This is a genomic window from Pseudomonas cichorii, from assembly GCF_019719005.1.
GTDB classification, from domain to species: Bacteria; Pseudomonadota; Gammaproteobacteria; order Pseudomonadales; family Pseudomonadaceae; genus Aquipseudomonas; species Aquipseudomonas cichorii_E.
The window spans coordinates 196,124-219,664 of record NZ_JAIGPJ010000002.1; the positions used below are offsets into that span (position 1 = coordinate 196,124).

General features: G+C 60.0%; 17 protein-coding genes and 1 riboswitch. All 17 genes read right to left on the minus strand.

From position 1 onward, the window contains the following. Positions 1 to 38 precede the first annotated feature (38 nt). Positions 39 to 539, minus strand: a complete 501-nt coding sequence (locus tag K5D32_RS03045) for a hypothetical protein (RefSeq protein WP_221599210.1) — start codon at positions 537 to 539, stop codon at positions 39 to 41. Positions 540 to 546: 7 nt separating this feature from the next. Continuing rightward, positions 547 to 1,281, minus strand: coding sequence for a hypothetical protein (locus K5D32_RS03050; RefSeq protein ID WP_221575834.1), 735 nt, complete (start codon positions 1,279 to 1,281; stop codon positions 547 to 549). A 33-nt stretch (positions 1,282 to 1,314) separates the two neighbouring features. After that, positions 1,315 to 2,823, minus strand: coding sequence for an SUMF1/EgtB/PvdO family nonheme iron enzyme (locus K5D32_RS03055; protein ID WP_221599285.1), 1,509 nt, complete (start codon positions 2,821 to 2,823; stop codon positions 1,315 to 1,317). A gap of 28 nt (positions 2,824 to 2,851) precedes the next feature. Next, positions 2,852 to 4,075 (minus strand): FtsX-like permease family protein, encoded by a 1,224-nt coding sequence (locus K5D32_RS03060; protein ID WP_221599212.1) that lies wholly within the window; start codon positions 4,073 to 4,075, stop codon positions 2,852 to 2,854. Continuing rightward, a complete protein-coding gene (locus K5D32_RS03065) occupies positions 4,059 to 4,751 on the minus strand; it encodes an ABC transporter ATP-binding protein (RefSeq protein WP_221575832.1) in 693 nt (230 codons plus the stop codon). The genes K5D32_RS03060 and K5D32_RS03065 overlap by 17 nt, the downstream gene beginning before the upstream one ends. Before the next feature lies 1 nt (position 4,752). Further along, positions 4,753 to 6,738: a vWA domain-containing protein gene (locus tag K5D32_RS03070; protein WP_221599213.1), complete on the minus strand. Its 1,986-nt coding sequence runs from the start codon at positions 6,736 to 6,738 to the stop codon at positions 4,753 to 4,755. Beyond that, entirely contained in the window at positions 6,735 to 7,751 is a 1,017-nt protein-coding gene (locus K5D32_RS03075; RefSeq protein WP_221599214.1) for a hypothetical protein, read from the minus strand. The genes K5D32_RS03070 and K5D32_RS03075 overlap by 4 nt, the downstream gene beginning before the upstream one ends. A 3-nt stretch (positions 7,752 to 7,754) precedes the next feature. Beyond that, positions 7,755 to 10,454: a putative virulence factor gene (locus K5D32_RS03080; RefSeq protein WP_221599215.1), complete on the minus strand. Its 2,700-nt coding sequence runs from the start codon at positions 10,452 to 10,454 to the stop codon at positions 7,755 to 7,757. Continuing rightward, positions 10,451 to 13,588 (minus strand): virulence factor SrfB, encoded by a 3,138-nt coding sequence (locus K5D32_RS03085; RefSeq protein WP_221599216.1) that lies wholly within the window; start codon positions 13,586 to 13,588, stop codon positions 10,451 to 10,453. The genes K5D32_RS03080 and K5D32_RS03085 overlap by 4 nt, the downstream gene beginning before the upstream one ends. Positions 13,589 to 13,599: 11 nt before the next feature. Continuing rightward, positions 13,600 to 15,630, minus strand: coding sequence for an SrfA family protein (locus tag K5D32_RS03090; RefSeq protein WP_260407141.1), 2,031 nt, complete (start codon positions 15,628 to 15,630; stop codon positions 13,600 to 13,602). 230 nt (positions 15,631 to 15,860) lie between these two features. After that, positions 15,861 to 16,049, minus strand: a complete 189-nt coding sequence (locus K5D32_RS03100) for a hypothetical protein (protein WP_221559615.1) — start codon at positions 16,047 to 16,049, stop codon at positions 15,861 to 15,863. 189 nt (positions 16,050 to 16,238) lie between these two features. Continuing rightward, positions 16,239 to 17,024 carry a putative hydro-lyase gene (locus tag K5D32_RS03105; RefSeq protein ID WP_221599217.1) on the minus strand — a complete coding sequence of 262 codons (786 nt, stop codon included), beginning with the start codon at positions 17,022 to 17,024 and terminating at the stop codon, positions 16,239 to 16,241. Between the two features lie 110 nt (positions 17,025 to 17,134). Then, on the minus strand, positions 17,135 to 18,067 hold the full coding sequence (locus tag K5D32_RS03110; RefSeq protein ID WP_221559612.1) for a LysR family transcriptional regulator: 933 nt from the start codon (positions 18,065 to 18,067) through the stop codon (positions 17,135 to 17,137). A 142-nt stretch (positions 18,068 to 18,209) separates the two neighbouring features. Next, positions 18,210 to 19,211, minus strand: a complete 1,002-nt coding sequence (locus K5D32_RS03115; RefSeq protein WP_221599287.1) for an iron ABC transporter permease — start codon at positions 19,209 to 19,211, stop codon at positions 18,210 to 18,212. A 14-nt stretch (positions 19,212 to 19,225) separates the two neighbouring features. After that, a complete protein-coding gene (locus tag K5D32_RS03120; RefSeq protein ID WP_221599218.1) occupies positions 19,226 to 20,194 on the minus strand; it encodes an ABC transporter substrate-binding protein in 969 nt (322 codons plus the stop codon). Beyond that, positions 20,191 to 20,973 (minus strand): ABC transporter ATP-binding protein, encoded by a 783-nt coding sequence (locus tag K5D32_RS03125; protein ID WP_221599219.1) that lies wholly within the window; start codon positions 20,971 to 20,973, stop codon positions 20,191 to 20,193. Before K5D32_RS03125 ends, K5D32_RS03120 begins: the two co-directional genes overlap by 4 nt. A 52-nt stretch (positions 20,974 to 21,025) precedes the next feature. Beyond that, positions 21,026 to 23,155 carry a TonB-dependent siderophore receptor gene (locus tag K5D32_RS03130; protein ID WP_221599220.1) on the minus strand — a complete coding sequence of 710 codons (2,130 nt, stop codon included), beginning with the start codon at positions 23,153 to 23,155 and terminating at the stop codon, positions 21,026 to 21,028. Between the two features lie 107 nt (positions 23,156 to 23,262). Further along, a riboswitch (cobalamin riboswitch) is annotated at positions 23,263 to 23,469 on the minus strand. Positions 23,470 to 23,541 lie beyond the last annotated feature (72 nt).

The following is a 23,541-nucleotide window of genomic DNA, read 5'->3' on the forward strand; positions in this document are numbered from 1 at the left end:
CAGAACAGGACGAGGCCCCGCAGGGCCTCAAGAAAGGATCATTCGTAGCCGAGGCTGAGTTGCAGCCTTGAAACCTTTTGCTGCAGGGTCTTGAGTTCCTGCTTTCGGGCTTCGACCACTGCCGGGTCGGTGCTGGCGGTGAGTTTCTTCTGAGCGGCCATCTGTTTTTCCAGGTCAGCGATCTGCTGCTGAACCTGGGACTTGTTGGCATGACGGGTCTTGAGCTGACCCAGCAGTTTGCTCATGGACGTGTCCAGCACGGCCTGTTGGCGTTGCTGCTCGGCCAGGCTTTTGCTGGTGGCTTGCTGCTGGGCCACCAGGTTGTCGTAGACCTCGTGGAACGCAGCGTTTTCGTTACGTGCCGCCACCAATGCCTGCTCACGCTGGCGGATCTGGTCGCTGTAGCCACCCGAATGATCGCAGTTCATCTTGGCGATCAGGCTGGCCTCGGTATTGTTTGAGTCGCAGCTACCCGGTTGAGTGGCACAGCCACCCAGCAGCAACAGCCCGGAGCAGACCAGCAATGCGCGAATGATCATGTCCACCTCAACCCAGAGTGATAGCCGAGCGTTGGCTGTAAAGGCCGTCGACTTCTTTTTGCAGGGACGCGACCTTGGTGTTCATCTTGGCGATTTCACCCTCGATTTCGGTAACTTGCTTGCCACCGCCGTTGGTGCGCTCAAGTTGCGCGGTTTTCTGGTACTCGGTCACTTTGTTGCGCATGCCATCCAGGTCCTTGCGCATTTGCGTCAGGTTGCTGTCGACGCTGGCGATTTCCTGTTGGGCCTTGGCCTTGTCCACCGTCTTGTTCTGGATGGACTTCTGGATATCGGCGATACGGCCTTTGTCGTCGCTGATCACCTGCTGCAGGGTGGCGGTACGCAAGGCGACTTTATCGGTGTCGGCTTTGACTTCGTCATTCATCAACTGCAGACGCTGGGTCGTGTTGGAGTACTGGCTGCGGCGATAGTCGTAGTAATAGTTGGCACCCATGGCCACGCCGCACGCGGCGATACCGGCTACCACCATGCATTTGACCTTGTCGTTGGGGTTGGCCACTGCGCACGCCAGAATGCCCACTCCGGCAGCGCCGGCACAGGCTGTCAGGCCCGAGGAGGAGAAGAACTTGGCGTCAGCGCTCTGGGTCAGACGCGGGTCAGGTGCCGTGCCGGTCTCGCCAAGCAGGTTACTGCCGGTGTGAGCGCAACCGCCCAGTACCAGACTGACGGACAGAAACAGGCCCAGCATGGCCTTGGGAAGATAATCACATACTTGTTTCATGCTACAGCTCCTGGTGGTAAACGGTGCATCGAATTACTGACTGACGGCCTTGCAGCGGCCAAGCCAGGCATCGGTGTCGATTTTCTGGGTTTTGAGAAAGGCCTGCTGATTGACCCAGTGGGTCTGCAGATACGGCTTGAGCTCTTTGAGCTGTTCGTTGCGGGCGACGATTTCACCCATGACCGGTACTTGTCGGGCCAGCAGCGGTTCGCCATAAAGGGTGCCTGAATCCACCAGACTGCTGGCGTAGTAGCGGCTGAGCTTGTGCAGGCGATCTTTCTGTTCGTCGAGCTTGCCTTTGCGCATCGGGCAACTGCTGTCCTGCTCGCTGGCCGAACAGTTGAGGTCGTAGTTTTTCTGCAGGAAGTCCAGGTATTTACCGTCGTCGAGCATCTTGGTGCACAGGAACGCACCAAGATTGAGGCTGGCGCGTATGGCCTGATCGCGGGTTTCTTCCTGCTGCTGATTGCTGGCGCGCAGCTGGTTTTCCAGAGTCTTGAGCTGTTCCTTCAAGGCTTCGTCGGCAACCCCTGAAGCCAGAGTGCCAAGTGCCTGCACGGCACTCTTGTCTTTATCCTGAGCCGTTTCGCCACTGCCGGTGCCGAGTTTTTTCCAGCTGCTTTCGATACTGCTGACCCGCTCGCGGGAGGTGAGGGTGCTGGACACCATTGCCAGACGCAGACCTGTGGTCTTGCTGGTGGCAGCGGCCTTGTCTTCGTAGTAATTGCGCTCCTTGCGCAAAGCGCTGCGCAACTCACCCTGAGCCGTGCGGTAGTCGCCACCGCGCACCACATAGCCACCGGCCTGGCCGTGCTGACGGTCGAGCTTGTTCAGGCGGAACGGCTCGAACATCATCTCGTCGACGTTGCCGAGCATATCGTGCAGGCCAAGGGGGTTGGGTTTTAGCAGGCCTGCCAGTTGCAACTTGCCGTTGGAGGACTGAGCACCTGCGAACCATTCATAAGCGTTCAGCCCGTCCGGCATCGGATAGCGCAAGTCCCTGAACTCCGCAGTGCTGACGTTCAGTCCGCCGCGAGCGGCAAACTCCCACTCCACTTCGGTCGGCAAGCGCACGAAGCCAGCGACGCCGTCTTCCTTTGGCAACTTGTCGGCTGCGTTCTGGCGCAACCACAGGTTGTATTTGTCGGCGGCTTCCATGGCCTGCATCCAGCTCAGGGAGACTGCTGGGAAGCGTTGCTTGTTTGAGGGTTTCGGGCACTCTGCCTGCGTCAGGGCGCTGTATTGCAGGTCCGTCATCTCGTATTTGGCCAGCAGGTAGTAGCGCGACTTGGCGGTTTTCTCTGCGGTGAAGCTGCCCGCGATAAAGGCAGGGTGAGTCTGTTCCACATAGCCCCATTCGCTGTTGTCGCCACCGATATTGATGGGGTAGTCGTCCAGCGGGCCGGCCAGGGGGATGAATACTTTGCGAAACACCATGGCGCCATCGCAAGGCATGGGCAGTACCACGTCTTCGGCAGCGGGCATGGGGTTGTAGAGTTTCTCTTCCCAGGCAGCCGAAGCCTGAAGGCTGGCCAGGGCCAGTGGCACAAACAGCAAGTGGCGCCAGTGTCTAGAGTTCACGAAGACTCTCCGCAGGTTGGATTCTGATAGCCCGTGTGGCACCGACCAACGCGACCAGCGCCGCGACCGCAAGGGCGAGCGCCAGCGCTGTCAGGCCGTGCAAAGGGGTGATATGGCAAACGAAACTGCCGGTGATGCGCTGACCGCCCAGCAACTGGTTGAAGGCCTGGCTGCCCGCAAGGTAGAAACCCAGGCCGCCGAGGTAGCCTGCCAATGCCAGCACCACGGCCTGCAAGACCACGTAGCCTGCAACGGCCGGGCCGGTAAAACCCAGCAGTCGCAACAAGGCCAGGCTGCGGCGTTTGCGGTCGATATTGGCGAGAAAGGCACCCACCAGCGAAGCGATGCAGCCCAGCAAGGCTGCACCGGCAATGACTCCGAAGATCACGCCCAGCACATGGTTTATCGCTTTGACATTCTCGATATCGGCCAGTCGACTGCCGGTTTCGATGTGCTGCGCGTTCAGCCAGCGCTCCAGCGGCGCAACACTTTCGATGTCCCGTGCATACAGGCGGGCGCGGGCATAGCGGGGTGTCAGGCGTTCTGCTGACTGACCGCTTATGGCACCCAGGGCATCGACCGCATAGCCGTCGCGAAAGCGCTCCAGTTGCAACAGAAGGTCGGGATGGACGAATGCTGCCGGCCGCGAAAAAATCGCAGCAGGGAGTGTGGCAACCAGCGTCAGTGCGGTTTCGCCTCTTTCAAGAGCGCCGTCCAGACGCCGCTGCACACGCAGGCGCAGGGTGTCGCCGGTCATCAGGGAAAGGCGTTCGGCTGCCGCAGCGCTGAGAATCACCTGGCCAGGCAGCAATTCGCTGGCAGGCATGTTCAATAGCGGGTCTGCGACAGCGGTGGGAATGATTTCGGCGTTGTCGACAAAACGGCCTTTGCTGCCGATCAGATCGGCCTGGGTATTGAGAGAGCGGGTCATGCCAAGGGCGAAGCCGGTTTCTGGCCGCTGTTGCAGTGCGCTCAGCCATTGCTGGTCATAGTTGCCGCTACTCAACAGTTTGATTTCCAGATTGCGCGGGTCGCGCAGCAGTTCGTCCTGCAACTGGCTGACCACGCCATGCTTGAGCCCGAACAGCAACAGCAGGGGAGCGATCACCGCTACCAGTGAGGCGGCGATGCACAAGGACACCTTGCGGTCATGCCAGAGATCGGCCAGCGCCAGGCTTGCCAACAAGCCGAGGCGTTCAATGGACCGTTTCAAAGCGCGTCTCCCCTGGCAGGTTGACGGCATTCAGGCGCGGCAGGCCGAAGCTGTCCACCAGGCTCCAGTCATGGGAAACCACCAGCGCGCTGAGGCCCAGTTCGTCCACCAGCCCCAGCAATAACTCGAACAGTTGTCGTGCATTGTGGGGGTCGAGTGCTGCTGTGGGTTCGTCGGCCAGCAGGAGTTGCGGCTGATGGGCGATGGCGCGCACGCAGGCAACCCGTTGCCGTTCACCGATGGAGAGTGCCTGAGGAAGCTTGTCCAGCAAGGGCTCAAGATGCAGGGCAGCGATGGCCCGTTCCACATGAGCGCTTTTGTTGCTCAGGCCCAGCAGGCGTCTGGGCAGGTTGATATTGTCCCGGACCTTGAGGAACGGCAGCAGCCCACCGCTTTGCAGCACAAACCCCAGTGAGCGGGCGCGCACATCGGCCAGTGCCACTTGATCGTCGACGGCCAGCAGGGCAGCGATGTCCTGATTGCCCAGTCGATACTGTCCAAGCGCTTCGGGAGCCAGCAGCAAACCCAGGGTTTCGAGCAGTGTGCTTTTGCCGCAACCGCTCTCACCGGTAATCGCCAGCACTGTGCCGCGTGCCAGATTCAGCTCGGGCACATGAACCCGGTGCGCGTTTACGCCGCTTCCTCGCTGTATTTTCAGTCCCTTGATCCGAAGCATGTCAGGGCATCATTTCCAGCGGTACGGGGTAAACGTTGTCACGGGCGTCGCTGCCCTCTGCCAGTGATACCCAGCGGTCCACATCGGCGTTGTACACCTGGTAATGGCGCAGTTTGGTCGACAGGGTGCGGATGAATTTCTCCTGAGCCAGGCCATCCCAGCTTTTCCAGGTTTCTTCATCCAGGTTCAACACTTCGCTGTGGTAGGGCAGGTCTTCCAGATATTCCCCCAGCATGCCGAGTTCCGACAGTTTGGCGGTGCCATTCTGCTTGAGCTGGTTGGGGTCGGTGCCCATGGTGGCGGCAACCGAACGCAAGCGGTCGAACATTTCGCTCGGGGAGATCAGGCCTTCGTTGGCAGCGTCGAGGATCTTCTTCAGCACGTCGCTCAGGTCGCTGAGTTGCGCCTTGGTCAGCAGCACCCGCACGTCAGTGGTCGGGACGTTCTGCTTGATCGGGTCACGGTCAGCGATCCATGCCTGGAATACTGGCGGTGCCTGAGTGCCGCTTTTCTCACCCAGGTAGGCGAGGCGCATGGCATGGCCGATCAGCGCTGCATCGTCGAGCATCTTCTGCTCGGCGGGCGTTGCCTTGGCGTTCATGGCACTGCCAATGGCATCGTCGCCCATGTAGGCGGCTTTCACCTGGCTGGTAATCGCACTGGCCAGGGTATCGACCTTGCTGCCAAAGGTATTCAGGTCGCCTGCATCCACCGGGTAGTACAACGACGTGTTAGTGCCGGTGTAGGTGGACAGCGCCTGATACTGGGCTTCGGCCTTGGCGTGATCCTTGACGCCAGCGGCGGTTTTCAAGTGCAGGGTGTAGATCGCCACGCCCGGGTTACTGGCTTCGATGCGGACCTGCTCGGCATTCAGGCCTGTCTTGGACAGTTTGTCGTCGCCTTCCAGAGCGCCAGCATCGGTAATCAGCACCACATAGCGAGCGCCGAAGGGGCTCCAGTCCACCTGCTCGATGGCCTGCATGACGCCGGCATAGGAGTCTTCGTCGAAGCTTTTGCTCGACACTTTCGCCTGCTTGAGATCGGCGGCTTTGGCCAGGAAGTCATCACCGTCTTTCACGGTATTGGGGTCGGCGTACATCTTGGTCACGTATTCCAGGCCCGGTACTGCCTGTGTGCTGGAGCGGAACGCGACCAGACCGAACTTCACCTGGCGACCAAGGTTTTCCTTGGCGATTTCTGCATAGACCTTGCTGATTGCTTCGCGAGTGCGCTCGATGTAAGGGTCCATGGAAATGGTCGAGTCGATCACGAACACGACTGCGGCGCTGAACTCCTTGAGCTGGCTGGCGGCGTCTGCAGGCGTCTGGCCCTGACCCTGTGCTGCTCCGGCCTGGCCCGCTTGCCCGGCGTTTGCCGGATCAGCCTTGCTGACCGAGGCGACATTGAGAATGCGGGTGCGAAAGCCCGCCTCGGTCATGACTTCTTCGCCACTGAGGACCGGCAGCAGGTAGAACTGCTTTTGCATGTCGATGAAGTATTCCGGCTCCTGGGCCAGTACACCCGGCGCAAGGGTGTTCTGCTTGAGCTTGGCCCGCAGCGGGGCAACATGGCTCACCGGGTCCGGCGCGTCGAGGATGCCTTCAAGGGTCTTGCGCTCCTTGAAGAACATCAAGCGGTCGCGGTTGGCCGGGTTGGTGAAGGCCAGGGTCAACTGCATCTTCCAGTCCACGGTGCAGGCCGCAGGCAGCCAGCCGCTGGTCTTGCCGAAACTGTCTGGCCCGACCTTCAGCCACTCTGCATTGCCTGTGCTGGCATGCTCATAGACATAAAAGCGGCTGAACGCCGGTTGCTCCGCGCCGGGGGCGCCACCCGCGGCGGTGCTCAAGTGGCATCCGGGCGTGGTGAGCACCCGCTGGAACAGGGTTTTCTTGCCTTCCTGCAACAGTGGTTTGTCGGCGGCCAGGGCGTAGCCGCTGCTCAAACACAGGCAGGCGGCGAGAGTCAGGGAAACATTGCGCAGGCTCACGGCTTGAGTTCCTTCAGGCGTTGTGCGGCTTCGGCGTTGTCGGCCTGATAGCTGAGGATGGTCTCGTACCAGTAAACGGCAGTGGCATTGTCCGCAGCAGCGAAGCAGGCGCTGGGTTGCAGGTACTTGGGGTCGTACTCGCGGGCATAGGCCTGAGCCACTTCGACATTGCCGGCCTGGGCGCGATTGGCGTACAGCCGCTGCGCGACGCCGCATTGTTTGTTGGCCTTGGCCAGCTCGATGACCTTGAGCAGCGCGGCGCTGTCCGGTGCCTGCTTGATACAACTCTGGACAAAGTTCAGTTCAGTCTCACTGCTCAATGCTTCGACGCTGCAGGGCACCGCGGCCACTGCCGGGGCAGGCGCAGGTGGTGCAACGGTCGCCGCAGTGGCCGCAACGGCAACGGGTGCCGGAGCGGCGGGCTGCTTGAGCCAGAACCACAGGCCTGCCGCGATAGCCAGCAAGACCAGAAGAGCGATCAGCAGCAGGGCCGTGCGGCTTTTGGCGGGTGGCGGTGCCGGTGGCGCTGGTTCAGTGACAGGTTCGGGCAGCGGTTGTACTTCTTCTGGCTGTTCTGCCACGGGTTCTGCAACCGGTTGTGGCGGCGCAAGGCTGACCGTGGTTTCAGCGGCACCGGCACTGCTTGCGCTCACCGCCAGGGATGAGTTCAAGCCAGGAGCAAAGGTCATGGGGTTTTCAGCTTCGGCGCTATTGTCCGGGCTGCGCATATGAAAGTTGAACATTCCGGTGGCCGAGCTCAGCAGTAACGGGTCGACGATTTCCGGCCCGGCCTCATAACGGATCAAGCCGCCATCGGCATCTTCCACGAAATGCTGGACGAACCAGCAAGGCGCATTGCCCCATTGCTGGTTGTGTTGCAGGTAGTGGTTATCCTGGTTGCGCTGAATGGTGAATTTCAGGTTGCCAGCATCATGTTCCCAACCACTTACTTGAAGAAAGGCGCGCCCGGGAACCGGGTTGGCCAAGGGAGTGAGCGTGATCTTGATGGGCATGAACTATCTCGCTTTGAAGGCCTGGATGACGCGGCCCAGGGCCTCGTTCTGCTCGGGCGTGATTTCTTTGCCCTTGCGATGGCCCACGTTGTTATGGGTGTGAATGGCAATGCCGGAAATCCAGTCGTCGGCGAAGATCACGCTTTGGTCATCGGCCTGCGGTGCCAGAAGCGGGAAGCGCCCCGGCATTTCCTTCTGATAAAAGGAGAACAGCGGTTGCTTTGCACCCAAGAGGCCTGCGGGCCGCTGACTGGCTGGCTGTGCGGTATGACCGAACCAGGCGGAAAAGTCGTTGAGCAGCAGTTGTGCAGTCAGCACCTGGCGCTGAACCAGATTTTCCCTGCGCACGCCGCTCTGGGCCCGCTTGAGCAGGGCCTGGCTGAGTTGCAAAGGCAGGTCCAGGCGTTCGGCGCAGACCACCAGTTCCTTGACCAGCAAGGCAATGGCGTCGGACGGCAACTCCAGCAGGTCCAGCAAATGCTGGCGACGGCTCAGGCCGCGCAAGTGCGTTGCCCACAGGTTGAATGCTGCGCGGGCAAAAAGGTGTTCATGGCTCTGGTATTGCGGCGCGGCCACTGCGGCAGGTGGCGCTTCAGGGGCCGGTGCCGGAGTAACGGCGTCGCCGAAAATGTCGTATTCCACTTCCGGGGCGTTGTTGGCCGGTGCCGCTTCGGTGGTTTCGGTAGCCGGGCTGTCGAAGTCACCGTTCAGATAAAGGTCACGCAACTGGTCTTCCGGCACTGCCATGTAGGCGAGCAGTTCCCCCAGTACGTATTTACCGTGCTTGGTGGTGGCGAAGGGGCGGGCGATCAGGTTGGCGATGGCTTTTTTCTTGGCCCGTTCGTCTTCGCCACCGGCTTCGTAGTACTCCTCAAGGCGCGGCAGCAACTTCACCATCAAGTCATCCAGTTGCTCTTCGATACGCTGCAACTTGAAGTTGATATCAGCCACTGGCGTGAAGGCGGTACTGAAGCGGCTCATGCCGCCATCGTTGATCTTGAGCATCGCCTGCCAGGCATCCAGCGGTTCGGCGACATGACGCTTGACCAGTTCGTTATTGCTGAAGGCTTCCTGCAAAGCCTGCAAGGCGGCTCTGGATGATTCATTGAAGCCGAGTTCTTCACCACTTGTTGCCAGGTCGATGAAGCTCGTCTTGAAGCGTGGCTTGCGCACCAGATAGGTATTCTTGAACGGCGTATTGCCCCACTGTTTCATCCACTCTTCGTTGCCGAAGCGCTCGATCATGGTCAGCTTGAGCATGTTGTCGCAGGACTCGGGGAACTGCACGATCTCGCCGTTCAGCGCGCCGCCGATGAAGCCGTCACACATGGTCAAGGCCCAGATCAACCCGCTGGCACGGCCATCACGCTGTTGGGCGGTGGTGCCTTGGGTCTTGTCGATCCAGCTCTTGAGCACGGGCCCCACGCTGACCACTTCGCTCTGCTTGAAGCTGCTGGTGCACATGACCAGCGCGTTCATTTCCTGTTCATTGGTGTAACGCTCGAACAGGTAGGCGACCTTGCCGCGCAGCAGCAGTTTTGCAACCGGGTTGTTGGTCGCGCCGCTGCTGTCCACTTCGCTGGCTTCGTCGATGCTCATCAGCTTCTGGCGGCTGCGATAGCCTGGGAAGTCCAGCAGATCGACACTGTTGACGATGGCGTTGGCCGGTTCGTTGTCCAGACGGAAAATCAGCTCGTTGGTCAGTGCCGCCAGTTCGGCCCTGCTCACCGATACCGGCGCACGCAGGTTGCCTTCATGGGCCGGACGGACTTCCAGTGCACTGTCCCCGCTGCCGCCCAGGCGGCTGAGGATGTCTACGTTGATGATGCTGTTGGTCTGGATCATCTGCCCGTCACGCTCGCTGACCAGCGCGGTGATCGGTGCGAAGACCGTTTCGGCCAGACCAAGACGGTGCAGGGCGACTGTCAGTTGCTCGTAGGTTTCGGTCATCTTGTTGATGCCGCCCCACAACAGCGAGAACAGCTGGGCGCGTTCGCGAACCGACAGCCTTGGAGCCAGCTTGACCACCCGTGGCCAGTAGCGGGCATTCAGCGGGCGCACGGCGTTGGGGTAGTTGTGTTCCAGATAATCCCAGAGCAGCACGACGTCGTCGCTGTTGACGCCCGGTGTCGGTTCGCTCGCCGCGTGATCTTCAAAGCGTTGCAGCAGAGCGTCGATGTGCGCGTCGGTGATCTGGCTGTTCAGGCGCTGATGGTCGAAGTCCTCGAACCAGGCATTGGCCAGAATAATGGCGATCTCGACCTCTCGGAACAGCCGCAATTCCACCGGAAACTGTGGGTCCTTGCCGGGTTCTGCACGGCGCGTGAAACGGGTCACCAGGCCGGTGGCCTCCTTGCCGCCGCCCACCGGGTTTACATGCTTGATGAAGTCCAGTGACTGGGTACCGAACTGGGTCAGAAGCTGGCCCTTGCTGTCGGCAGCCAGGGCGGAAATCAGGTAGCTCTTGCCCGCCTGGGACAAACCGAAGAAACCGATGCCCATGGGCGTGGTGGACACGCGACCCAGGCTGCGAGCCAGGTTGCGGGCTCGGTGCAGGTCGCGGTTGAGCGGTACGGCCTTGGTCGCCACTTCCTCGACTTTACCGGCCACTTCTTCCACCCAGTCCAGGGCCATGCCGGCGCCCTTGTGTACCGATGTCCATGCGTGTGCGAGTTGAATCTGTCCGCTGGTCAGAGTAGTCATTTCGGACTCACGCTCCCGCTGTCGAGCCAATAGTTGGAGGCACCGCCTTCAGCGCTCAACATGGTGTAGAGCTGCAGCCTTACGTCCTTGCGGTCGAAGGATTGATCCAGGACGTTGCTTTCGATGTTGTCGTCGATCACCAGTGTCTCGGCGATGATGTCGGCGTCGCTGCGGTCTGCGTCTGCGCTCTCTACGCGAAAGCGCAACAGCAGGCAGGCTTCTTTACCGTCGGTAGTGGGTTTACCCACCAGTTTGCGAGTGCCGCGCTCGGTGAGTTCGATCAGGTACAGCGGTGCCGCGACCCAGCGCTCTGCATTCAACTGGCGATAACCCAGACGGGTCTTGCCCAGTACCCGCAGTTGCGGGCCGTCCAGTTGCGGTTCGTGCAGTTGCAGGAACTCATTGCCTTGGGCGTCGCTCTTGATCACGTCCCGGTAGAGCATGTCGTGGTCGATGACCAGATTGTTTTCGTCCAGCTTGCCGATATGACGCATGGTCGAGTACGGCTTGAGGCGGCCAACGCTGAAATAGAAGTTCGACACTTTGCGCTGCTCGCTGAGCAGGCACAGCATGGCACCAACGGCTGCCGTGCTCTTGGGGTCATCGATCTGGCCATTGCGGTGGAACGGGTACCAGCCGCCGGTGCGATAACCGTTCATGGGCACGATGCGTCCCGGTGGCAGTGGCACTTTGCGGCGGATGTAAGCCTGCACGCCCGGCAGACGCGAGGGTCGGCCAGTCAGCAGCAACGCGTCGCAAGGGTACTGGAACACCACTTCGCACAGGGCATCGAGAATCTTGCTGAGGTTGATCTGGCCTTTCAGGAAGGCCTGATGAATGGCTGGCAAGTCGATGCGCAGCACGACCTTGCCCAGCTCAAAGCCGTCGCGGCCACCGTCGATGCGGCGTACACCACCGGCCACGTATTCTTGAATGCGTTCGCTGATCGCGTCTTTTGCCAGCAACTCGGCGAAGCTGTAGTCATGGACCGGGCTTGGCAGTTCCGGGTCGTATGCCTCGTAATCCTTGAGCAGGCGCAGGCCCAGGGGAACGAACACTTGCAGGTTCAGTTGCTGGCGCAGAATGGCGTCCTGAGCACTGGTGCTTTCATCGCCGCACAAGCGCGAAAGCAGCGAGCGGGGCGATACCACGCCAAAGTCCTTGAGGGCCTGTTCCAGCGGCGGTAGTACGAAGCGCTGAATGATATCCAGCAGGATGTCGTCACCGGCGACCTTGAAGCTGTCCCGAAAACGCTGCTCGGGAATGATCGACACGTTACTGCCGCTTGCATGCTCGGCACCGCGCTCCAGCGTGTAATCGGTGATGACCAGATCGGTGGTGCCGCCACCGATATCGATGCTGGCCAGGGTGATCTGCTCCCGATTGGCCTTGTCCGGGCGAGCCAGAGTGTCGAAGAACTCCTGGGCATGACCGGCAAAGTTTTCGCGAATTTCGGTATACAGGTAAACCAGTTGGCCACAGCTGGCTTCATCCCATTCCACTTTTACCCGTGGTAATGGGACTCGTGGTGCCGGTACCGGGGAGTTCAGGCCCTTGGCCTTGCTCGGATCAAGGTCGCCTTCGTGCCAGCCCATGCATTTCCAGACCAGCGCCAGGGCTTGCAACAGACGGTCATTGAGCAGGCTGCGCTCGACCTGTGGCATGCCCGGCGGCACGGTCAGAGTGATGCTGGACAACTGGCGTGGTCGCTGGGTGTGCCCCATGCGGGTCCGCTGCGCCGGGCTGTTGATCTGCGACAAGGCCTGAGTCAGCACCTCGGCGAGCATGAACGTCATCAGCGAGCTGCGAGAATACTGCGGGGAGAACGCGGGCAGGCGATCGTCCTCGTTCTTGAGCTTGTAGAACGCTTGGCCGAGTTTGGTGATCTTGTGCGAGAAGGGCGCAGCGGTGGCTTTGGGCTCGCTGTCGGTCTGCACGTAGGAATTGTTGAAGCGCCAACCGTGGGTGTAGGCGTTTTCATCCCAGAGGTAACGCTTGGGGCTCGACAGACCGGTCGAGCCCTCGGTGCCACGGCGGCGTGCGGACAAACGTCCTGCTTCGACCCCGACGCGGGCGATGGTCGGCCACTGGAAAGCGTCGTGGCGACCGCTTTGTACCGAAAAGTTTTCCTTGCCGAAGGCTGCCTGGGAAAACTCGATCCGGCTTTCAAAGGGTTGGTTGTAAACCCGTTCGGAGCGTACGAGATCGCGAATCTGCAGGATGTAGTTGTGCTTCATCCCGTCGCCGGATTGCCCGTGATTCTCGATCAGAATGCCGCAGGTACGTGAGTTGCCGACGTCCAGCACCAGATCCACCGGGATGGGCGGATCAATGGAATCGACGCCGTTGGCGGTGAGTTTGACCTCCGGCACTTCGATGCGGGCGGGCTCGCTGGTGCGCTGCTCCGGAATCGGCCGGGCCATCAGGCTCAGGAGGTTCAGGTAGTGACCAATGTGGCGCTGCTCGACCAGTTCTTCGTCGATGTCTTCGCTGGGGCGATGCTTGTTGCTTTCGCGATAGATTTCCGCCAGCCAGTCCTGCACCCATTTTTGGTCCAGAAACCAGCGGCTCTGGCGTGCGTGGCAGGCCAGGCGGAAAGATGAACCGGCATTGATGTCGTCACGGGTGGGTGCCAGGTACTGCATGCCTGCTGCCGAGGCCATGGCGCGGGTGTCGAACGCCAAGGTCAGGCGGTGAGTGTTGCCATCTACATCGGCTTGCTCAAGTTCGACCAGGCGCGCTCTTGCCCAGTTGGTCGGGCCTTCGTCATAACGCTCTGGTGGCAGGAAACGAAAGAAGGGAACGGGCAGCCACAATCCATCAAGCAGCCTGAGGCTGGTCTGCATGCTCAGGGTCAGGTCTTCGTCGTCGACTTCACTGATCAGACGTTCCTGAGCCTGTGACTGTGCCAGCCGCTCGCCGGACTGGCTGGCTGTGCCCACCGGGCCGAAGTGGAAGTACTGTTTGCTTTCCTGATTCTGCAACAGGCGTGCGATCAGGGTGTTGCCCATCCTGGCAAAGCGCCCCGCGGGCTCGTTACGCAGATCAAGCTTGACCGCGAAGTCCATGAACTGGAGCCCGCTGTCATTGATCAGGTGGACGGTTTCTTCAAATTGAGTCAGTTCTGGCAGCATGGGTCCAGCCTTTATTCGCGCCGCATGGACATGGGGAATTGAGTGTTGCCGTAGTTGCCCTGGCAATCGGCGATGCTTTGGGCACCCGGTTTGCAGGACACTTGTGGCATGTCATAGCGACTGCCGTCGGTGCAGTTGGCCTGATCCTGGCTGTTGATGCCCAGGCTTGCGCCATTCATGACGGCATTGACCGCACCTGTGCAGGACACACCGTCAGGACGGCGGATAGTGACGTTGCCCTTGCCTTTCTCGAACTCATACTGGAGGCGCAATGGTCTGGAAGTCTTGGCATCCATGATGCCTGCGCCTGCACGGTACTTTCCGTCGAGAAAGAAGGCCGGGCCTTCGGGGGTATCCTGCGGAATGCTCAGTTGTTCACCTGGCGTTCCGGGTTGCGGTGTCTGAGGCGCGGCTGTCGGTTGTTCGGCTGGCAGTTCAGGCGCAGCGCTGGATTCGGGTACAGCCGTTTCGCTGGCTTGAGACGGTGGTGGCGATGTAGGTGTAGGCACAGGCACTGTCGATTCAGCCACCGTCGATATCGGCTCGGCAGTTTGTTCCTGAGGCACAGAGGGGCTGACAGTTGTGCTGCTCGAGGACAGTGCTGAGCCATTGAGCGCCACGCCATCTACAGGCGGGTTACTTGCATTGATGGCGTTTGTGGTTGTGGAGATACCCGTGGACGGCACGGAAAGATCGCCAACAGGTAGCGTGGCCGCAGGCAGGCAACCGCGAAGCAGACCAAACAACAGCAAGGCCAGCACCAACAGCAGCAGTGGCCATAACCACCAGAAACGACGCCACCAGGGACCAGGCAAAACAGGAGTGGCTGTCAGTTGGGGCGTAGTCGGATTTGCAGACGGTGTCGAGTCGAGCAAGGGGGCAGTAGTCTTTGGCTTGGGTGCCAGAAAATACAATGGCTCACGATTACGATCCGTTTCGGTCTTTACGAAACCCCAGAATGTCAGCACCGGCTGCATGTAGGATTCTTGATCGCCGTTGGCATGGGTGCGTGTTGTCTGGACCAGATGCAGATAGCTTTCGTCTGGTGCATGAGAAACCAGTCCCAGCAATTTGCCAAATATGGTCTGGTCGCTTTGCCCATCCCTTTTACCGGCCTGCACCAGAGCCTGGCTCATGGCTGCGATGCTTTCCTTGAAGCGGGACAGCTGAGCCCGTGCTGCATTGCGCTCGTCTTCGCTTGCCGAACTCCAGGGCACGACATCGCCTGGAACCGGGCTGTACCAGTCGATGACACTGCCCTGTTCGTTGCTTTTGGGCACGGCAAGGAATCTGGCCAGTGAGGGATCTTTACGGGCGAGTGCTGAAATGAGCTGCAAGGCAGCTTTGTAGACCGCTTGCCCGGTTTCGCCCATTGCTATGAGTTCGTCAGTTTTGCCTGTGCGAAGCAATGCATTGGGGGCGCCAAGTATAACGGGTGAGGATGTCATCTGCGGCTTTGCCCCATTTGCAGCAGGTGCCGGATTCAGTGAGGGCGAGAGGTCAGAGACAATCGGCCTTGAGGTCAGAAAATGCAGTGGATCACGATTGCGGTCGGCTTCGCTCTGTACAAAACCCCAGAACGTCAGCACCGGCTGCATATAGAGTTCATTACCGTCGCTGGCATTGGGACGAGTTGTCTGGACCAGATACAGATAGTCTTCGGCAGGTGCATGGGGAATCAGCCCCAGCAATTTCCCAAAGATGATCTGGTCTCTTTGCTCATCCTTGTTTGCAGCCTGAACCAATGCCTGGCTCATGTCGGCGATGGCGTTCTTGAACCGGAGCAGTTGCGCTCTGGCGTCGTCGCGCTCGTCTTCGCTTGCCGAACTCCACGGCACCACGTCGCCCGGGACCGGGCTGTACCAGTCGATCACGCTGCCTTGCTCGTTGCTTTTGGGCACAGCAAGGAATCTGGCCAGAGAGGGATCTTTGCGGGTGAGTGCTGCGATCAACTGCAGGGCGGCTTTGTAAACGGATTGTCCGGTTTCGCCTACAGCGATGAATTCGTCACTTTTGCCCGTACGAAGCAGCGCAGCCTGCATGCTTTACATTCCCTTGTAATTCAATCCGTTGGCGAAGCAATGACGCTGCCGCAAGGCGCAACAGTAATGGCAAAGTGACGCTTTCGTCAATTTTTATACAAAAGGTTTCCGGGCTGACATAAAAATCATGAGCCAGTTTTTAGTGCGGTTTTATAGAGTGCAAGATTCGTTACAAGAGGAGGCCGTGTGCAGCGATAAAGTGTTTATTGCAGTGTTTTTCCAGGCGTAACTCAATCCGCCAACGCCATCCTCAACGCCACCGCCACTTCAAGCAACTTATGCGCCTGCTGGCCGACTTTTGCGGCCAGTTCGTCATTGCCGGCTTCCTTGAGCATGGGCACCAGATCCAGCAGCCGGCCGACTTCGTTTTCGATGCCACGAATGGAATCTGACACCTGATATTGAAGTGAATGAGCCATCTCTTTCCTCGGGTCTTGCACTGTTCTGGATACATGCGAGCCACGGGATGCTACAGGCTCTGCTTTCATAACTGAACCCGAAAAAAGAAACACCCTGCAGAATTCTCAATGATCTGCAGGGAGTCAGTCCAGGGGGCAGAAGAACGCCTTATGCCTCGTTATCAGAAGCGTAGGTGTCGGTTGGCTGACTTAAAACACCGCAAGATGACTATTAAGAATATCCGTCACCACCATATGTCCCGGTTTATGAGTAATGGCGAATGAGGGGCGTGCGCTGCGGATCGCTTGTTGGGGGGTTACGCCGCAGGCCCAGAACACCGGGATTTCGCCTGGGCGGATAATCGAGCGTTCGCCGAAGTCGGGTGTGTCTACATCGCGGATGCCGATCTGGGACGGATCACCCAGATGAACGGGCGCTCCATGTACGCTCGGAAAGCGGGAAGTGACCTGCACTGCGCGGATCGCCTGTGCCGGTGTCATCGGACGCATGCTGACCACGGTGGTTCCGCCGAAACGTCCTGCCTTGCCATTTGCAATATTGGAAACGTACATCGGGACATTGCTGCCCTGTTCGATGTGGCGAATCGGTACGCCAGCATCCAGAAGCGCGCCTTCAAAGGAGAAGGAGCAGCCAATGACAAAACCTACCAGATCGTCGTTCCACAGCCCTTTGAGATCCGAAACTTCATCGACCTGCTCGCCATCGCGGAATACGCAATAAGCGGGGACGTCGGCCATCAAATCCACGCCGCCCAGTTCAGGAACCCGGCTGTCTCCCGGTTCGGTCATCCCGATAATCGGGCAGGACTTCGGGTTGAGGCGGGCGAATCGCAAGAACTCATCGGCGTATTCACGAGGCAGAATGGCCAGGTTTCCCTGTGTGTAGCCAGGGCAGACGTCAGCGGTGGGTCCGGTATGACGGCCTTCTCGAACAGCTGCGCGAAACTCGGCGGGGTTGGTCCAGGACGTGCTCATCGTGAAGACTCCAGTATTACGAAGTAGGGGAGTCATTCTTTGAACAGCTTGCAGGCAGTGTCTATCCAACAATAATCGTCATGTCTGTTCAATTTAACTGAACAGATGCTTTACCCATGGCTGATGATCCAGTGCTCTCCCTGGCGTTTACAGTACGTGCGGCAAACCTTGTGTACGATGTCTGCGACCCCTGATACCAGCGCAGGTGCATTTTTCATATGGGACGTAGCGATTTTGAACGAGGGTGGACTGGGTAGCGGGAGCTCTTGCAGCTCGCCCTGTTCCAGGCTGTCCTTGACCAGAATGCCCGGCATGATTGCCACGCCTACACCTTCTTTCACCAGCGATACCAGCGCGGCCAGGGAAGGAGAGCCGGATATGCGCAGCTCACTGGCCAATACGCCATGCTCCGAGGCCAATTGCTGCGCAATGGAAACCGCCGATTCATAGGGGGCCGAGCCACGCATTTGCGTCAGCATTTGCTTGCTCAATACTTTGCGCACCATATCCCGTGCCGGTACAGCGCGTGGGCGTGCCACCCAATGAATGGGCAGTTCTGCAATCGGCCTGGTCACCGCAAAAGGATTGTCGCCGTCATCGGCAGTGACCCGGATGATCAGGTCGACTTCACGCCGCATCAACTGCTCTTTCGAGTTGGAAGTCAGTTCAACCGACAGGTCGATGATTACATCAGGCATTGCCCGGCTCATGAATTTCATGAAGTCCGGCAAAAAGGTATGGACTACCGTCTCGATGACCGCAATCCGTATCCTGCCTTGTTCTGTCGCGGGAGAGCTGGCGGCACGTTGAAATTCCTGTGTGGCGGCCACCAGACGCTCGGCATGAGGCAACAGGCTGGCACCTTGCGCCGTGATCTGAAGGGTCTTGTGGTCCCAGTTGAAGAGCACGATACCCAGCTCGGCTTCCAGCTTGCGCACACGCATGGAGATAGCGCCCGGTGTGGTGTGCATCTGCTTGGCAACCTGACGAACACTGCCCACATGGGCCAACAGGATGAAGGTTTCAACGAATCGCGTATTCATGAATGTCACAACCTTGTGCGGACAATCCCGCATGCACACCACATGGCCTCTGTTCAGTAAATATGAACAGAGGTAGCTGCCTGTTCTCTGCTGCCGGGCTATTGAAACATGAAACCCATGATCGGGTGAGGGGTGAGAACTCCTATCGACGTATCAGCACTATGAAAAACACACCGCCAATTGCGGCAGTGGCGATGCCGATGGGCAGATCCTGCGGCGCAATCAGCGTGCGGGCTGCGACGTCCACCCAGATCATGAACACTGCCCCAAGCAGGGCACTGACCGGCAGCAGCCTGCGGTGCTCGGCACCGACCAGACGGCGCGCCATGTGCGGCAGCATCAGGCCGACGAAACCGATGGCTCCCGAGAGCGACACCAGTACGCCTGTCAGCAGTGAAGTGCTGACAAACACCTGCCAGCGCACATGCCGGGTATTGAAACCCAGGCTCACGGCAGTCTGTTCGCCACTCATCAAGGCATTGAGGGCGCGGCTCAGGCTGAGCAGCACGATGAAACCACCCGATACACAAGCGACCGGCAGCCACAGCAGTTCCCAGCGCGCCAGCCCCAGGCCGCCGAGCATCCAGAACATCACCGAGTTGGCGGCATGCTGATCGCCGGTATAGAGCAACAGGTTGACCAGCGCCATCAGCACGAAGGACACCGCGACCCCGGCCAGCAACAGGCGCTCGCTTTCCAGGCGTCCGTGCCTGCTAGCGATGGCCAGAACCAGCAGCATGCTGCCCAGTGCGCCAACAAAGGCGGCCAGCGGCAGACTGAATACGCCGATGAACTCACCCAGATACAACACCGCGATCACCGCCCCGAGCGCCGCGCCGGAGCTGACGCCCAACAGGTGTGGGTCAGCCAGCGGATTGCGGGTCACCGCCTGCAGGGCGGTACCGACCAGCGCCAGTCCCGCGCCCACCAATGCGCCGAGCAATACCCTGGGTGCGCGGATCAGCCAGATGATGTGCTCCTGGCCCTTGCTCCAGTCCACCACGGCATCGAAGCCGACCTGTTGCAGAACAATGCCCACTACCTTGGCCAATGGCACCCGTGCCGAGCCGAACCCCAGAGATATCAGGCATGACAGCGCCAATAGAACGAACAGTCCGCCGATCAGCCAGCGATAGCCAGCCACACTGCGTACAGGCTTCACTGACTGGCTCCGTTGAACTGTTCCGGATGCAGCGCCGCGGCCAGTTTTTCAATGGCTTCGGCGTTATCGACCGAAGGCGTGACGGCGACATAGGGCAGGACCACGAACCGTTTCTGGCGAATGGCTTCAACACTGCTCAAGGCTGGGTTCTGCAACAGGAAGTCACGTTTGTGCTGCCAGGAGGTCGGGCCGTAATCGACGATCACGATGACCTGAGGGTTACGTTCCACCACGCTCTCCCAACTGACCTGCGTCCAGCTGGCGGCGATATCGTCCATGACGTTCTGCCCGGCAGCCGTTGTGATCAAGGCCTGAGGCATGCCCAGTTTTCCTGAGGTGGCAGGCCGATCTTCGCCGCTGTCATAAAGGAACACCCGAGGATGTTGCTGAACCTGGGTCAGTCTGGTCGTGACCTGTGCAATCCGTTTTTTCAGCCCTTCGATCAGTGTGTCGGCGCGTTCCTTGACGTCGAAGATTCGCCCCAGGTTATGCAGGTCGCGGTACAGATCGTCCAGGCTGGCTTCGCGCTGGGCCATGATTCGCGAACAGGATTCGCTCAACTCGTAGACGGGAATGCCGAGCGGTTGAAGGGTTTGCGGCGTCACCGGGCCACCGACGCGCATGCCGTAACTCCAGCCTGCAAAGAAGAAGTCGGCATTGGCGTCCAGCAGGTTTTCCACCGACGGGTAACGCTCTGCCAGTTCTGGCAGGCCGTCCAGTGCTTCGCTCAGGGCCGGGGCGAGGGTTTTCCAGCCGGTGATGCCGGTGTAGCCAACCATGTGTGGGCGCAGGCCGAGGGCAAGCAGCATGCCGGTCAGGTTGATGTCATGGCTGACTGCCCGTTGTGGTGGATGATCGAATGTCACCTCGCGCCCGCAACTCTGCACGGTCAGGGGGAAATTATCGGCGGCAGCGGCCGGGGGCAGGGCGGCAAGCAGCATCAGGCAGGCCAGGGCTCGGGTCATGATGGGCTGATCCAGGTAATGCGTGGATGAGGAGCGAGTGGATGGGTATCCACCAGCGCGTGGACGCCGAAGATTTGAAGCAGTCGTTGCTCGGTCAGAACCTCGGTCGGTGTGCCACTGGCAACGATCTGGCCGTGGTGGATGACATACAGCCGGTCGCAGAAAGCCGCCGCCAGATTGAGGTCATGAAAGCTGGCCAGCGTGCTGAGTTTCAGTTGCCGCAAAGAGTGCAGCAGCTCCAGTTGATAGCGTGGGTCAAGGTGGTTGGTGGGCTCGTCGAGTATCAGCAGACCGGGCTGCTGCACCAGTGCGCGGGCCAGCAATGCGCGCTGTTTTTCGCCGCCCGACAATGACTCGAACGAGTGCTCGCTGAGCCCTTGCAGGCCCACCTGGTTCAAGGTTTTGTGGATCAGCTCAAGGTCTTCGGCACTTTCGCCGTCGAACCAGCCCTGATGAGGCGTACGTCCCATGGCCACCACATCCTGTACGGTCAGGCCGAATTCCTGAGGGAATTCTTGCATCATCACCGCCATGCGCTGAGCGCTCCAGCGGGGTGTCTGTTGCCAGATATCCTGCCCGTCGAGGTGCAGCGAGCCGCTGTCCGGTTCGTTGAAACGGTAGGCGCAGCGCAGCAGGCTGGTCTTGCCGCTGCCATTGGGGCCGATCAGCCCGACGAATTCGCCTTGCCCGATGTGCAAGTCGATGTCTTCAAGCTGCCAGTGTTGGCCCTGACCCTGTGGCGCAGCCCAGTTCAGGCGGTTGATATGCAGGGTGGACATGCTCGATCTCCGGGTTGGCTGGCGACAGGTTGTATGCCTGCCGCCAACAGGATCAGAAGCTGTAATCAGCCGTGACAAAGAACGAGCGAGGCTCGCCCATCAGCCATTGCTGCCCGTTGTTGTATTGCGAGGCGGCGTAGCGGCGGTCGAGCAGGTTGTTCAGTTGCAGGCCCAGGCGCACATCGCGCTGCACCTGCCAGCCCAGATTGGCGTCCAGCACCGTATAGCCCGGTACTGAAGTGGTATTGGCGGTGTTGGCATAGCGTTCGTCTACATAGCGCAGGCCCATGCCGGCATCCAGGGTTTCGTTCAACGCCTTGCTCAGCCACAGATTGGCGGTGCGGCGCGGGACGTCGGAGGGGCGATTGCCGGCGCGGGACACGACCTGCCCGGAAACCGTCTCATCGAAATCATCGTACTCGGCACGTACCACCGAGGCGTTGGCCGACACATGCCAGTCATTGGCGAGGGCCAGTTCCAGAGAGGCTTCCAGGCCGTCGGACGACTGCTGGCCGACCTGTTGCGTGACGCGGGTCACCGGGTCGATGGTCAACAGCTTTTTCTTGACGATGTGATAGGCCGCCAGGGTCCATTCGCCACGTCCGTCCCAGAACTGCTGCTTGAGGCCGAACTCGGTCTGTTTCGCTTCGGTCAGGTCCATCTGCTGCTGGGTCGGAGTCATGCTGATGAGGTTGCTGACGCCGTCTTCACTGGTGGAATACTGGCCATACAAGGACAACTGGTCGGTTACGGCGAACACCAGCCCGGCGCGCCAGTTGCCGCCGGTGAGGCTGCGGTCGCTGCGGCTGTCGGCGCGCTGGTCATAGCGGTCGATATGGTTCTGGTCGCGGCGCACGCCGGTCACCAGCGACCAGCGCTCGGACAGTTGCAGGCGGTTTTCGGCAAACAGGGCAAAGGTGCGCGTGGTGCTTTCGGCCAGTGGCCGGAATGCCGACTGGCTCTGGAAGTCGCCGGATGCCGGGTTCCATGGGTCGATAAAGTCGCCGCCGACATCGTTGTAGGGCGAGTTGTTGCTGACGTCGAAGCGGATTCTGTTGTACTCGGCGCCGACCACCGTGCGGCTGTCCAGGCCGAACAGCGAGTGGTTGAAGGTGAAGCTCTGGCGGTCGCCGATCTGTTCCTGATCGTGCTTGATTTCCAGGTAGTCGCCACGCAGCAACTGGCCTTGTGCGCTGCTCCATGTATAGGTTTCAGCGTTGCGCCAGTGGCGGCGGCTCTTGATGTAGTAGAGCTGGTTGCTGGCGCTGACGTTGTCGCTGATGGCCCAGTCGGTGTTCAGGCGGGTCCATTCATCGTTGTAGCGTTGCACGGCATTGCGCAGGTTGTAGTTCTTGTCGCGCAGGCTGTCGCGGTAGTGGCCATCGATCAGCGGCGTACCGAAGTAGTTCATCGGCTCGCTGTCGCCACGCTCGTGGGCGAGGGTGAAGCTCAGGTCATCGGTGGCTTGCCAGCGCAAGGCGGCGCTCATGGCCAGGCTGCGGGAGTTGCCGTTATCGACCCAGCCATTGCTTTCCTGCTGGTTCAGAGTAAGGCGATAGCTCAGGGTATCGCTCAGCGAACCGCCGCTGTCGAGGCCCAGTTGCTGGCGGTCATTGGAGCCGTAGCCCAGGCGCAGGCGATTACGGATCTCGCCCTCGAAAGGTTTTTTCGGCACCACGTTGATGACGGCACCTGTTGCGCCCTCGCCATACAGCACCGACGCCGGGCCGCGAATCACGTCGATGCGCTCGACCATGAACGGATCGACCGGGAAGGTCTGAGTGCCTGCGCCGGTATACAGACGCGAACCGTCGAACAGGGTCATGACCGAGGAATGCCCGGTGAAACCACGGGCAGACAACGCGGTATTGCCATCACCGGGCGTTGCGATGCTGGTGATACCCGGCGAACGAGTGACTGCATCCTGAACGGTGAGGTTGTTGCGGCTCTCGAGGGTCTGGCTGTCGAGGCTACTGGTGCTGGCGGGTGTTTCCAGCGCCGTGAGGTTCAGGCGCGAACCGCTGGGTGTCGGGGTTGCCAGATCGGTTACTGGCGTATCGGCGCTGCCGGTGATGGCGACCGAGGGCAGTGCCAGGGTTTGCGAGTCAGCGGCCCATGCATGGGACGAAAGCGCCAGGCAGGGAAGCAGGCTCAGGGATTGAAGCAGAAAAAAACGGGACATGCGATTCCAGCCAATCAGGAATGAATGAATCCCGGAGGGAACAACGCATAGGGAATCGCAGGCGCAAAAAGCCCGCGAAGACCGGCCTGCGCCCGCCCACCGCGGGTTTGCCAAACAAGGTTGCAGGCCGGTCTCCGGGCTTGCGAGGGTCATGAAGCATTCACCTTCCCATGCCTTGGCACAGTGGTATGTCGAATGCTTCGCTCGCTTACCGTTGCGGGGGCAGCGCCGGACTGATCACGGAGAGTGACGCACCGGCTTCCCGTTTAATCCCATGCACGGCGGCAGGGGACACCTGAAACTGGCGCGCATCAGATCATTGAAGCTGGAAAGCGTCAATGGCTGATGTTGGTCGGGCGTGAGGGTTTTCGCGAATGAATTCGCTC

Bases quoted from the DNA above. Each gene is read 5' to 3' on its own strand.
- K5D32_RS03045 (WP_221599210.1), bottom strand. From the start codon at position 539: ATGATCATTCGCGCATTGCTGGTCTGCTCCGGGCTGTTGCTGCTGGGT.
- K5D32_RS03050 (WP_221575834.1), bottom strand. From the start codon at position 1,281: ATGAAACAAGTATGTGATTATCTTCCCAAGGCCATGCTGGGCCTGTTT.
- K5D32_RS03065 (WP_221575832.1), bottom strand. From the start codon at position 4,751: ATGCTTCGGATCAAGGGACTGAAAATACAGCGAGGAAGCGGCGTAAAC.
- K5D32_RS03075 (WP_221599214.1), bottom strand. From the start codon at position 7,751: ATGCCCATCAAGATCACGCTCACTCCCTTGGCCAACCCGGTTCCCGGG.
- K5D32_RS03080 (WP_221599215.1), bottom strand. From the start codon at position 10,454: ATGACTACTCTGACCAGCGGACAGATTCAACTCGCACACGCATGGACA.
- K5D32_RS03085 (WP_221599216.1), bottom strand. From the start codon at position 13,588: ATGCTGCCAGAACTGACTCAATTTGAAGAAACCGTCCACCTGATCAAT.
- K5D32_RS03090 (WP_260407141.1), bottom strand. From the start codon at position 15,630: ATGCAGGCTGCGCTGCTTCGTACGGGCAAAAGTGACGAATTCATCGCT.
- K5D32_RS03100 (WP_221559615.1), bottom strand. From the start codon at position 16,049: ATGGCTCATTCACTTCAATATCAGGTGTCAGATTCCATTCGTGGCATC.
- K5D32_RS03105 (WP_221599217.1), bottom strand. From the start codon at position 17,024: ATGAGCACGTCCTGGACCAACCCCGCCGAGTTTCGCGCAGCTGTTCGA.
- K5D32_RS03110 (WP_221559612.1), bottom strand. From the start codon at position 18,067: ATGAATACGCGATTCGTTGAAACCTTCATCCTGTTGGCCCATGTGGGC.
- K5D32_RS03120 (WP_221599218.1), bottom strand. From the start codon at position 20,194: ATGACCCGAGCCCTGGCCTGCCTGATGCTGCTTGCCGCCCTGCCCCCG.
- K5D32_RS03125 (WP_221599219.1), bottom strand. From the start codon at position 20,973: ATGTCCACCCTGCATATCAACCGCCTGAACTGGGCTGCGCCACAGGGT.
- K5D32_RS03130 (WP_221599220.1), bottom strand. From the start codon at position 23,155: ATGTCCCGTTTTTTTCTGCTTCAATCCCTGAGCCTGCTTCCCTGCCTG.